The sequence below is a fragment of the Modestobacter caceresii genome, assembly GCF_000761485.1.
Taxonomy (GTDB): Bacteria; Actinomycetota; Actinomycetes; order Mycobacteriales; family Geodermatophilaceae; genus Modestobacter; species Modestobacter caceresii.
This window is the reverse complement of the sequence record NZ_JPMX01000077.1, coordinates 1-11,757: the sequence shown is the minus strand read 5'-3', so window position 1 is coordinate 11,757 and position 11,757 is coordinate 1. Positions and strand designations below refer to the sequence as shown.

The window sequence follows — 11,757 nt, the reverse complement described above, 5'->3', positions numbered from 1 at the left end:
CGATCCGCGACGCCTCCGCCTGCGACAGCCGCGCGTGCCCGATCAGCCACGACCGCATCGACTTCAACCCGTCGTGCTCCGCCGCCTGCATGACGTCCGCACGCCGAACCGTGCGGGTCAACTCCGCCGACGCACGGTTGACCAGGTGCACCAGGAACGCCGTCCGGTCCAGCACCTGCCCGTCCGTGAGCGAGTGCAGATCGTCCGACGCGAGGGCGTCCAGAGCTGAGTGCAACTCGCTCACGACACCTCCCCCCATCATTCGAACGTGTGTACGAATGATATCGCCTCAGAGGCGTCCGCACAACGCAAACATGCTGGTCAGGAGCTTGTCCACAGATGTGCGCAGCCCCTTGACGGACCAAGGGGGAACCCCGTCACCCGGCCGAGCCGGGTCCCGGCAGCAGGCCGCGTTCGACCGCGACCAGGACCGCCCGGGTGCGGTCGTCGACCCCGAGCTTGGCGAACACCCGCAGCAGGTGCGTCTTCACCGTCGCCTCACCGATGAACAGCTCCCGGCCGATGTCGGCGTTGGTCAGCCCGCGCGCCACCCCGGACAGCACCTGCAGCTCCCGGGCCGTTGGCGTCTCGACCGCCGGTGCCCGCATCCGCGAGACCAGCCGGGCCGCGACCGGCGGCGCCAGCACCGTCTCCCCACGGGCCGCCGCCCGCACCGCGTCGGCCAGCTGCGGCAGCGGGGTGTCCTTGAGCAGGTAGCCGGTCGCCCCGGCCTCGACCGCGCGCACGATGTCGGCGTCGGTGTCGTAGGTGGTCAGCACCAGCACCCGCACACCCGGGTGCGCGGCGGCGATCCGGCCGGTGGCCGTCACGCCGTCCATCCGGGGCATCCGCAGGTCCATCAGGACGACGTCCGGTGAGTGCTCGGCGACCGCCGCCAGCGCGGCCAGCCCGTCGCCGGCCTCCCCCACGACCTCCAGGTCCGGCTGGGCGGCCAGCCAGCCGACCAGCCCGCCGCGCACGACAGGGTGGTCGTCCACCACCAGGATCCTGATCACCCTCGCTCCGTCCCGGTCGCCGGCGCGCCACCGGGTGCGCGCTCGACCCGCGCCTCCGCGGTGGTCATCGCGCCGGCACCTGCACCGTCACCCGGGTGCCCTCCCCCGGCGCCGAGACGACGTCGACCGCGCCGCCCACCTGCTCGGCCCGGTCCCGCAGCCCGGCCAACCCGACCCCGGCCGCAGCCTCCGGGTCGAAGCCCACCCCGTCGTCGGAGACGTGCACCGACACCTGCCCCGCCTCCCCCACCCCGATCCGCAGCACCACCGCGCTGGCCGCGGCGTGCCGCCGGACGTTGGCCAGCGCCTCCTGCGCTCCCCGCAGCAGCACGATCTCCTCCGCCGGGGTCAGGCCGACGTCGTCCGCCAGCGCAGCAGTGTCCAGCCGGGTGGGCAGGCCGGTCTCCCGGCCGAACCGCTCGGCGAGCCGTTCCAGCGCCTCCCGCAACGTCGAGGAGTCCAGCGCCACCGGCGCGAAGGCGGCGACCATCGCCCGGGCCTCGGCCAGGTTCTCCCGGGCGACCTCCTCGATCAGCGCAACCCGCTCCGCGGCCGCACCCGGGTCGCCGGGCAGCTGGGCCGCCGCGGTCTGGGCCAGGACGACGATGCTCGTGTAGCCCTGCGCGAGGGTGTCGTGCACCTCCCGGGCCCAGCGCTCCCGTTCCGCCGCGACGCCCTGCTCGCGGTGCGCGGCGGCCAGCTCGGCGCGGGTCGCCTCCAGCTCCCGGATCAGCAGCGCCCGCTCGCGGCTCTGCTCCAGCACCCGGGTGACCCACAGACCCATCGCCACGCTGAACGCCGCGCCCACCAGGGTCTGCCCCGGCCCGGACATCGGCTCGGTGCCCTCCCGCCAGTGGACCAGCGGGCCCAGGGTGGCCGCGACCGTCAGCGCGCCGGTCCACAGCAGCCCCACCTGGACCGACTCGGCAAGGAACCACACCTGCGGGAACGCCAGGAACATCAGGAAGAGCAGCTCGGGGAACTCCCAGGCCAGCACCCCGACCACCCCGACGAGCACCGCCAGGTAGGCCGTGGCCCGGCGCTGGTCCCGGCTGGTGACGGCGGGCGCGCCGAGCGTCGCATAGGCCATGACCAGCACACCGAGAGCGCTGAGCAGCACCGCCCGGGAGCCGACGGCGCTCAGCAGCGTGTCCAGGACCGCCAGTGAGACGAACAGCCCGAAGGCGACGTGCAGCACCAGCACGGTGACCCGCCACCCCCGCTCGGACAGCGGCGGTCCGCCGTCGTCCCCACCGGGCGGGGGGACGACGGCGGACCGGAGCCGGGAGCCGACGGTCATCCGTCGGCCCGGCGCCAGCGGAACGTGCGCACGCACACCATGACGCCGATGATCACCCATGCCACCAGCACCAGGGCGGTCATCCCGTGCTCCCATCCGCCGGCGACCTCGAACGCGCCCGCCTGCTCGGGCAGGAACGCCGAGCGCATCCCCTGGGTCAGCCACCTCAGCGGGAAGACCGCCGCGACCTGCTGCATCCAGCCCGGCAGCTCGGGGAAGGCGAAGAACACGCCGGAGAAGAACTGCAGCACGATCGCGAACGCCGAGATCGAGGTGGTCAGCGAGCTCGCGCTGCCCGGCAGCGCCGAGACCGCGATGCCGAGCACCGTGCCGGCCAGCGCGCCGAGCGCGGCGACCCAGAGGAACGTCAGCCAGTGCCCCAGGTCGACCGGCAGCGGTACGTCGTAGCCGTAGCGGGCCACCGGCAGCAGCAGCGCCAGCTGCGCCGCGGTCGTCACCAGCACCTGCCCGGCCTTGCCGGCGAAGTAGGCCGCCGGCGGCGTGCCCAGCAGCTGCAGCCGCTCCAGCTGGCCGGCCTCGCGCTCGGCGGCGATCGCCGTCCCGACCGCCTGGAAGCTGGTCAGCATGATGCCGGTGGCCGCGATCCCGGCCAGGAAGTACTGCGGGAACGGCACCCCGCCGGGCAGCACGTCACCGCCGAGCACCGAGCCGAAGACGACCATCATCACGACCGGGTAGGCGAAGGAGAACACCACCTGCTGGCGCTCGCGGGCGAACAGCCGCAGCTCCACGCCGACCCGGGCCAGCGCGATGCGGGCGGTCGACGGCGGTGCCGGGCGAGCAGCGGTCGAGACGGTCATCGGGGCTCTCCTCCAGGGGTGGCGACCAACTGGAGGTAGACGTCCTCCAGGTCGGGGCGGGTGACGGTGAGGCCAAGGACCTCCGCGTGCGGGTGGGCGGCGAGCAGGTCGCGCAGGACGGCGGCCGGCGTCTCGGTGGGCACGGCGCGCCAGCCGCCGTCGTCCCGCCAGCGGACCGTGGCCTCCCGGCGCAGCGCGGCGCCGAGCTCGGCCGGCGGGGCGACCTCGACCAGCCGACCGCCGGCGATCACCCCGACCCGGTCGGCGAGCTCGGCGGCCTCGTCGAGGTAGTGGGTGGTCAGCAGGACCGTCGTCCCACCGGCCCGCAGGTCACGCACGAGCTGCCAGAACTGCCGGCGGGCCACCGGGTCCATCCCGGTCGTCGGTTCGTCGAGGAAGACCAGCTCGGGCCGGCCCTGCACCCCGAGGGCGACGGCGAGCCGGCGGCGCTGGCCGCCGGAGAGGCGACCCACCCGGGTGTCGGCCTTCTCCTTCAGACCGACGGCCGCGAGCAGTTCGTCGGTGGGCCGCGGCGTCGAGGTGTACCGGGCGAAGTGGTCGAGGGTCTCCCGCACGCTCAGCGCCTGGCCGGCGCCCTCGCCCTGGCTCACCACCCCGATCCGGGCCCGCCAGGCACGACCCGCGGTGGCCGGGTCCTCCCCCAGCACCGCGACCTCGCCGGCGTCGCGCCGCCGCACGCCCTCGAGCACCTCGATCGTCGTGGTCTTGCCCGCGCCGTTGGGCCCGAGCAGCGCGAAGCACTCCCCGCGCCGCACCTCGAGGTCCAGTCCGTCGAGGACGGCCTTCCCCCCGTAGCTCTTCCGCAGCCCGCGGACCTCGACGGCCGGGGCGAGCCCGCCGGTCGTGGTCGGCAGGGGCGCTGCCTCCGTCGTCGTCATGCCCTGAGCCTGTCGCCGCGCCGGGCCCGCCGGGACCACCGGAGCGTGGGTCGCCCGTCCACCGATCGGTGGACGGCGGAGGCCCTCACCGCCGTGTCCGAAAGCCGCCAGTCGACCGGGCAGGACGGTGCCATGCTCGTGTCGTGACCGAGGTGCTGGAACGGGGACGGCTCGACGTGGAGCACTGCTACCGCGCCGTCACCAGCCGCGACCCCCGCTTCGACGGGTGGTTCGTCACCGCGGTGCACACGACCGGCATCTACTGCCGCCCGTCCTGCCCGGCGCGCACGCCGCTGGAGCACAACGTCTCCTTCCACACCACCGCGGCCTCGGCCCAGGCGGCCGGCTTCCGCGCCTGCCGCCGCTGCCGCCCGGACGCCGTCCCCGGGTCGCCGGAGTGGGACGTGCGCGCCGACGTCGTCGCCCGGGCGATGCGGCTGATCGCCGACGGCGAGGTCGAGCGCGGCGGTGTCGGCGGGCTGGCGGCGCGACTGGGCTACTCCGAGCGTCAGCTGCACCGGCTGCTCACCACCGAGCTGGGGGTCGGCCCGCTGGCGCTGGCCCGCGCGCAGCGCGCCCAGACCGCCCGGCTGCTGATCGAGACCACCCTGCTGCCCATGGCCGACGTCGCGTTCGCGGCCGGCTTCGCCAGCATCCGGCAGTTCAACGACACGGTGCGGTCGGTCTTCGGGACGACGCCCTCCGCGCTCCGCCCGGCCACCCCGCGCAGCGACGGCGGCGCCCCCGGCTGGCTGACCCTGCGGCTGGCCGCCCGCGCGCCGTTCGCCGCCGACGAGGTGCTGCTCTTCCTCGGCGCGCACGCCACCCCGGGCCTGGAGGAGTGGGACGGGACGACGTTCTCCCGGGTGCTGGACCTCCCGCACGGCCCCGCCGTCGTCCGGCTCTCCCCCGCCCCGGACGGCGGGCCGGCGGTGCTGGCCCGGCTGCGGCTGACCGCGCTGCGGGACCTCGGTGTGGCCGTCTCCCGGTGCCGGCGGCTGCTGGACCTGGACGCCGACCCGGCCGCCGTCGACGCGCTGCTCGGCGCCGACCCGGCGCTCGCCCCGCTGGTGACCGGTGCCCCGGGACGGCGGGTCCCGGCCGCCCCCGACGCCGAGGAGCTGGCGGTCCGCGCGGTGCTCGGCCAGCAGGTCTCGGTGGCCGGCGCCCGGACGCTCACCGCCCGCGTGGTCACCGCGGCGGGCCGGCCGCTGACCGAGCCGGTCGGCACCCTCACCCACGCCTTCCCCCGCGCCGACGCCCTGGTCGACGCCGATCTGTCCGAGGTCGGGCTGACCGGGGCCCGCCGGCGCACGGTGCACACCCTGGCCGCAGCGCTGGCCACCGGCAGCGTCCCCCTCGACCCCGGCGCCGACCGCGACGAGGCCCGCCGCCAGCTGCTGGCCCTGCCCGGCATCGGCCCGTGGACGGCGGCCCTCGTCGGACTGCGCGGGCTGGCCGACCCCGACGTCTGGCTCCCCGGCGACCTGGCGCTGCGGCGCAGTCTCGCCGCGCTCGGCAGCTCCGACGCCGACGCCGCGGCCCGCTGGCGGCCGTGGCGCTCCTACGCCGTGATGCACCTGTGGGCGCTAGCCGTCCCGTCCCTGTTCACCCGCGGCACCACTCCCGATCGGAGCCCGTCATGACCACCGCCCCTGCCCGCTACGCCTGCGTGGCGACCCCGCCCGGACCGTTCACCGTGCTGGTCACCACCGACCCCGACGGCACGGACGTCGTGCTGGCCAGCGGCTGGACCGACGACGTCGGCGAGCTGCTGCCCGTCGTGCACCGCTCACTGCGGCCCACCTGGGTGGAGCACGCCGACGAGCTGCCGGTGCTCGACGTCGTCGCCGCCTTCACCGCCGGGGACGTGACCGCGATCGACGCCGTGCCGGTGCGCCAGCGCTCGGGCCCCTTCCTCACCGACGCCTGGGAGGTGCTGCGCACCGTGCCCGCGGGCCAGCCGGACACCTACGCCTCCTTCGCCGAGCGCTGCGGCCGCCCGTCGGCCGTCCGGGCCGCGGCGGGGGCGTGCGCGCGCAACGCCGCAGCGCTGTTCGTCCCCTGCCACCGGGTGCTGTCCACCGGCGGCGGTCTGGGCGGCTTCCGCTGGGGCACGCCGGTGAAGCGCTGGCTGCTGGACCACGAGGCCGAGCACGCCCCCGTCGCCGCCTGACCGGCGCGCCCGGCCGGTTCACCGGAACTGTCGGACCCGTCCGGCAACCTGACCGGCATGGACGCCGCCTCCCTGCTCGTCGGGCTCCTCATCGGTGCGCTCCTGGCCGCCGCCGTCACGCTCGGGGTGGTGGCCGTCCGCGGGCGGGCCGGGGAGGCGCCGGGGGCCCTGGAACCGGTGCACGAGTCGCTGGACCACCTGCACCGGCTGCTGGCCGGCATCGAGCGCGACCGGGCCACCGCACACGGTGAGCTGCGCGAGCAGGTGGGCACCATCGGCCAGACTTCGGCCCTGCTGCGTCAGGAGACCGCCGCCCTGGTCACGGCGCTGCGCACCCCGCACGTGCGCGGGCGCTGGGGCGAGCTCCAGCTGCGCCGGGTCGTGGAGGTGGCCGGCCTGCTGGAGCACTGCGACTTCGTCGAACAGCCCTCCGGCACCACCGACCAGGGCGCCGGCGTGCGCCCCGACCTGATCGTCACCCTCGCCGACGGCCGGCAGGTGATCGTCGACGCCAAGGTGCCGTTCACCGGGTACATCGAGGCGGTGCAGGCCACCGATCCGGCGGTGCGCGCCCAGCGGGTCGCCGACCACGCCCGGCAGCTGCGCGCCCACATCGACGTCCTCGCCGCCCGCCGCTACCCGACCGCCTTCGGCACCGCCGCGCCCTTCACGGTGCTGTTCGTCCCCGCCGACGGCTTCCTCACCACGGCCCTGGAGGCGGAGCCGGCACTGCTCGAGCACGGCTTCGGCCGCGACGTCATCATCGCCACCCCGAGCACGCTGCTGGCCCTCCTGCGCACGGTCGCCTACTCCTGGCGGCAGGAACGGCTGGCCCACGACGCCGCCGCCGTGCTCGAGGCCGGGCGCACGGTCCACGCCCGGTTGAGCACCCTGTCCGGGCACCTGACCCGGCTCGGCTCGGCCCTGGGGTCGGCGCTGACCCGGTACAACGAGACGGTCGGCTCCTACGAGCGCTCGGTGCTGGTGGCCACCCGCCGGTTCGACGACCTCGGCGTCGCCGCCGCGCCGGTGCCGACCCCGGCACCGGTCGAGGGCACGGTCCGCGCATTGCGGCCGCCGTCTCCGGAGCTCCCCGGGTTCGAGGAGCGCGACGGCACCACGGGCTGACCCGGAGCCCGGGCTCGACCTGGATCGCTCAGGTGGCCGCGCCCGCGGTCGTCGATCCGCCCGGCAGCGGACGATCGGGGGCCGCGGCACCGGCCTGCGCGAGGCGGCCCTCCGCCACCCGGATGGCCGTCAGCTCCAGCTCGGCGGACACCGCGAAGGCCAGGAAGATCGCACCCGAGGTCAGCTGCGCCCAGAAGAGCAGGGCGATCACGCCGGTCAGTGGTCCGTAGGCCGAGCCCAGGTAGCTGATCAGGTTCAGTGTCCCCGCCAGCAGCAGGGTGAGCCCGGTCCACAGCGCCAGGGCCAGGGTGCTCCCCAGCACCAGCAACGACCAGCCGGGCTGGCGACGGTAGGGAGCCCGGCGCAGCATCAGGGTGATCGCGGTGAGCAGCAGCCCGACGGCGACCGGGCCGACCACCAGCACGACGACCTCCTCCTCGATGCCGTACACGTCGTCCATCGCCTCGGCTGCGGCCACGAGCGTGGTCACCAGCACCGACCCCACCAGCAGCGGCACCCCCGCGATGCCGGCCAGCACCAGCGCGCGGCGGTACTTCTCGACGGTGGGCCGGTCCCGCTGGATGCCGTAGATGCGGTTGGCCCCGCGCTCGAGCTGGCCCATGGCGGTCGCCATCGCGAGCGTCGCCGCGGCGAGCCCCAGGGCCGTGGCGAGGGGGATCCCGTCCGGCTGGTCGCTCCACGGCGACAGCACCCGCCGGACCATCGCGTCGGAGGACCTGGGCGAGAGCTGCAGCACCGTCCGGTCGACCAGCAACCGCAGCGACGGCGTCTTGAGCAGGTTGCTCAGGCCGATCGCGGCGATCAGCAGCGGCACCGCGGCCAGTGACAACTGCAGCCCGAGCGCCCGGGCGTGGGAGAAGCCGTCGCCGTAGCGGAAGCGGGCCCACGATGCGCGCCACAGGTCGCTGACCCGGCAGCTGCGCAGGACCGCCCACGCGGCGCGGGCGGTCAGCCGCTCCTCGTCCCGCGCGGCGACCTCGGGGACCAAGCTCACCGAGCTCATGCGGGCAGGTCCTCCTGGAGGGGTCGTGGACGGACGCGGTGCCCGCACCGCCGGCTCCACGCTGCGGGGCAGGCCAGCCTGTGGTCCTTCCCCCCGCCGTCCTCCGTCCATGCCCGCGTGTCGGGATCGTCACCGAACCGCCACGTCGGGATCAGCCGCCGGGTGGCCTCGGGGGCGCGTGGGGCGAGTGGGGTCCTCGTGCCCAGAATGCGCCAGCTCGGTGGGACGACACCGGCGAGTTCTGGCCCGCCACTCCCGGCCGGCTCCAGCGTTCACTCAGGAAGGGCCGATACCGTGGCCCGACCAGTGGGGCGGTCTCGGCCCTCCGCTGCCGACGAGGAGGTGCACCATCGCTCCGGTCACTGTCGATGCCCGAGTTCGAGACAGGCGGGAGGACGCCGTGCGTGCAGAACGCAGCGACGCCGGCCGAGCCGCAGGCCGCGGCTACCCGTCGCCCCGGGCCGCCGGTGGCGCACCCCCCGGCCGTGCCCCCGAACGTCGTGCCACCGACCCGCGCGCTGCCGGTCGCGGCGGCCGCCACCCCGACGATCTCCGTCGCCCCGCACCCTCCGCCGCACCACGCGACAGAGGGCGGAGCGGCTCCTCTGCGTACGGCACCCGTGCCCACAGCCCCGGGATCCGCGGCGCCCTCGCGATCGCCGGCGTCTTCCTGGTCACCCTGGTCGCCGCCGCGGCCGACTCCTACATCGGCCTCGGCCTCGGCATGATCACGCTGGTGGCACTGACCGCCGGGACCATCGGGGCCGCCCTGGTCACCCGGCGGAGCGACCTGCTGAGCGTCCTGGTCGCCCCGCCCCTGGTGTTCGTGGCGGTGGCCCTGCTGAACATCGGCCTGGCGCCGTCGGCCAGCCTGAACCTCCCCACGCTGGCGACGCTGCTCGTGCGCGGGTTCCCGGCCATGGGCCTCGCCACCGGCGTCGCGCTGGTGATCACCCTCGGGCGGCTGGCCGCCCGCCGCTGATCCACCCGGACACGCAAGAGGGCCGGCACCCCACGGGTGCCGGCCCTCTCGCGTCCCGCCCCGCGTCGGGGCAGGTCGGGTCCGTCAGTCGGTCTCGACCGCCAGCGCCTCGCGACGCGGCTTCAGCTCGTGCGGCAGGGCGAACACCAGGCGCTCCTCTGCGGCCTTGACCGTCTCCACGTCGGCGTACCCGCGAGCCGCCAGCCAGTCGAGCACCTCGCTGACCAGGATCTCCGGCACGGAGGCGCCGCTGGTGACCCCGACCGTGCCGACGCCGTCCAGCCAGGCCTCGTCGACCTCGGAGGCGAAGTCGACCAGGTGGGAGTCCCGGGCCCCGGCCTCCAGCGCCACCTCGACCAGGCGGACCGAGTTCGAGGAGTTGGTGGAGCCGACGACCAGCACGAGGTCGCACTCGGCGGCCATCTGCTTGACCGCCTGCTGCCGGTTCTGCGTCGCGTAGCAGATGTCGTCGCTGGGCGGGCTCTGCAGACCGGGGAACCGGGTCTTCAACGAGTCGACCGTGGCCAGCGTCTCGTCGACCGACAGCGTGGTCTGGGAGAGCCAGACGACCTTCTCCGGGTCGCGCACCTGGACGTTGGCGATGTCCTCGGCGCCGTCGACGAGCTGGGTGTTGGCCGGGGCCTCGCCCATCGTGCCCTCGACCTCTTCGTGCCCGCGGTGCCCGATCAGCAGGATGTCGTAGTCGTCCTTGGCGAAGCGCTTGGCCTCCATGTGCACCTTGCTCACCAGGGGGCAGGTGGCGTCGATCGTCCGCAGCGACCGCTGCTCCGCCTCGGCCTTGACCGCCGGGGAGACGCCGTGGGCACTGAAGACGACGACCGCGCCCTCGGGCACCTCGTCGGTCTCCTCCACGAACACCGCACCGCGGCGCTCGAGGGTCGCCACGACGTGCTTGTTGTGCACGATCTGCTTCCGGACGTAGACCGGGGCGCCGTGGATCTCCAGCGCGCGTTCGACGGCGACGACCGCCCGGTCGACGCCGGCGCAGTACCCCCGGGGGTCGGCCAGCAGGACGCGTCCGCGCGGTTCAGCCATGCCCCCACTGTAGGTGCGCGCACCGCACGGGACCGGCCACTGCGGCCCGGAACGGGTGGGGCTGGACACGCTGGGGCGGCAGGAGTGCGCCCGGACGGGGGACGGCGCACGCGGTCGGGCTGCCGGTGATCGCCACGTGCGGCACCCTGGGCCCCATGGCTCGAGAGATCCCCGAGGTGGTCCGCGCGGCAGCCGGACTGGCCGCCACCGTGCTCGACGAAGCACGCAAGCTCCCCACGACGTTGCCGGGGCTCCCGGTCCGGCTGATCGGGCAGGCCCTGCAGGCCTCGCTGCAGCTGCAGCAGCACTACTCCGGGCTCGTGGCCCGCGGCGACGAGGTGCTCACCAGCCTGCGCGGCGACGCCGGACCGGGGCTGGCCACGTTCGACGACGACGAGGACGAGGCCCCCGCTCCTCGGCCTGCCTCCGCCGGGCGCGGCTCGGCCTTCGACCGGGTCGTGGACCTCGACGACGACCCCACGGCCGAGGAGCTCGCCGACACGCTGGCCGACGACCTCGCCGCCGCCGACCTGCCGGTGGCCGACCCCGACGACCTCTCCGACGAGGTGGCGGCCGTGCTGGCGGCCAGCTCCGACGACACCGTCGCCGACCTCTCCCCGGCCGAGGTGGCCGCGCTGCCGGACGACCCGGAGGCCGACGCGGTGACCGCGGTCGTCGACGAACTGGCTGCCGAGGTCGCCGACGAGGTGGCGGCGGAGGCGCCCGACGCCGTCCCGGACGAGGTGCTCGAGGAGCTCACCGCCGACACCGTGGCAGACATCGCCGAGGACGAGGCCGAGATCGAGGCGGCGGTCGCGGACGAGCTCGTCGCCGAGCCCGCGGTGCCCGGCACCCCGCCCGCCGAGGTCCTCGCGGCCGGGGTGTCGACGCTGGACGACATCGCCCCCGAGCAGGTGCCCGGGCAGACCCGGATCGTCGACGACGCAGTGCCCGACGTCCCCGCGCTCGACGACGCGGCCGAGGAGCTGGTCGACCTCGGCGGGCCGGAGGCGGCGGAGAGCGTCACGCCCGGCAGCGCGGTCACCGACAGCGCCGCCAGCGACCCGCTGGTCCCCTCCGAGACGCCGGCCGACGAGACCGGGCCTGCCGCCGACGGGGCACCGGTCAGCCCGGTCGAGGGCTACGACTCCTTCAGCATCCCGGCGTTGCGCGGGCACCTGCGCGCCTACCCGACCGAGACCGTGGCCGACCTGCTCGACTACGAGCGGGCCACCCGCGCCCGCGCGCCCTACGTGACGCTGCTGCAGAACCGGCTGGAGAAGCTCAGCGCCGACCGCGGCTGAGAGGGTGTTGGGTATTTGATCGGCTACTTGTCGGAGTCGAGGTCTTCGGCC

11 protein-coding genes and 1 pseudogene are annotated in these 11,757 nt (G+C 75.4%); 5 read left to right on the top strand and 7 right to left on the bottom strand.

The window, feature by feature from the left end; genetic code table 11:
* The 5 genes and pseudogenes from IN07_RS26450 to IN07_RS16205 form a co-directional block, all read right to left on the bottom strand.
* Positions 1-244, bottom strand: a pseudogene (locus IN07_RS26450) (endonuclease); the annotation flags it as partial.
* 133 nt (positions 245-377) lie between these two features.
* Positions 378-998: a response regulator gene (locus IN07_RS16220; protein WP_456237886.1), complete on the bottom strand. Its 621-nt coding sequence runs from the start codon at positions 996-998 to the stop codon at positions 378-380.
* Between the two features lie 82 nt (positions 999-1,080).
* Positions 1,081-2,316, bottom strand: a complete 1,236-nt coding sequence (locus IN07_RS16215) for a sensor histidine kinase (RefSeq protein ID WP_036337379.1) — start codon at positions 2,314-2,316, stop codon at positions 1,081-1,083.
* Positions 2,313-3,137 carry an ABC transporter permease gene (locus IN07_RS16210; RefSeq protein ID WP_036337378.1) on the bottom strand — a complete coding sequence of 275 codons (825 nt, stop codon included), beginning with the start codon at positions 3,135-3,137 and terminating at the stop codon, positions 2,313-2,315. The genes IN07_RS16215 and IN07_RS16210 overlap by 4 nt, the downstream gene beginning before the upstream one ends.
* Positions 3,134-4,036: an ABC transporter ATP-binding protein gene (locus IN07_RS16205; protein ID WP_052091367.1), complete on the bottom strand. Its 903-nt coding sequence runs from the start codon at positions 4,034-4,036 to the stop codon at positions 3,134-3,136. The genes IN07_RS16210 and IN07_RS16205 overlap by 4 nt, the downstream gene beginning before the upstream one ends.
* A 143-nt stretch (positions 4,037-4,179) precedes the next feature.
* On the opposite strand from IN07_RS16205, the gene IN07_RS16200 reads away from it, so the two are divergent.
* The 3 genes from IN07_RS16200 to IN07_RS16190 are packed head-to-tail and all read left to right on the top strand — an operon-like array spanning position 4,180 to position 7,340.
* A complete protein-coding gene (locus IN07_RS16200) occupies positions 4,180-5,682 on the top strand; it encodes an Ada metal-binding domain-containing protein (RefSeq protein WP_052091366.1) in 1,503 nt (500 codons plus the stop codon).
* Positions 5,679-6,212: a methylated-DNA--[protein]-cysteine S-methyltransferase gene (locus IN07_RS16195; RefSeq protein WP_036337376.1), complete on the top strand. Its 534-nt coding sequence runs from the start codon at positions 5,679-5,681 to the stop codon at positions 6,210-6,212. Before IN07_RS16200 ends, IN07_RS16195 begins: the two co-directional genes overlap by 4 nt.
* Before the next feature lie 57 nt (positions 6,213-6,269).
* Positions 6,270-7,340 carry a DNA recombination protein RmuC gene (locus IN07_RS16190; RefSeq protein WP_036337375.1) on the top strand — a complete coding sequence of 357 codons (1,071 nt, stop codon included), beginning with the start codon at positions 6,270-6,272 and terminating at the stop codon, positions 7,338-7,340.
* A gap of 28 nt (positions 7,341-7,368) precedes the next feature.
* Here IN07_RS16190 and IN07_RS16185 read toward each other — a convergent pair whose 3' ends face one another.
* Entirely contained in the window at positions 7,369-8,364 is a 996-nt protein-coding gene (locus IN07_RS16185; RefSeq protein ID WP_036337374.1) for a YihY/virulence factor BrkB family protein, read from the bottom strand.
* A gap of 400 nt (positions 8,365-8,764) precedes the next feature.
* On the opposite strand from IN07_RS16185, the gene IN07_RS16180 reads away from it, so the two are divergent.
* Complete coding sequence (locus IN07_RS16180; protein WP_036337372.1) at positions 8,765-9,346, top strand: DUF6542 domain-containing protein; 582 nt, start codon at positions 8,765-8,767, stop codon at positions 9,344-9,346.
* Positions 9,347-9,430: 84 nt separating this feature from the next.
* Here the strand turns inward: IN07_RS16180 and IN07_RS16175 are convergent, their stop codons facing one another.
* Entirely contained in the window at positions 9,431-10,402 is a 972-nt protein-coding gene (locus IN07_RS16175; RefSeq protein ID WP_036337370.1) for a 4-hydroxy-3-methylbut-2-enyl diphosphate reductase, read from the bottom strand.
* A gap of 155 nt (positions 10,403-10,557) precedes the next feature.
* On the opposite strand from IN07_RS16175, the gene IN07_RS25380 reads away from it, so the two are divergent.
* Complete coding sequence (locus IN07_RS25380) at positions 10,558-11,706, top strand: lipid droplet-associated protein (RefSeq protein WP_156119238.1); 1,149 nt, start codon at positions 10,558-10,560, stop codon at positions 11,704-11,706.
* The last annotated feature ends 51 nt before the right edge of the window (positions 11,707-11,757 follow it).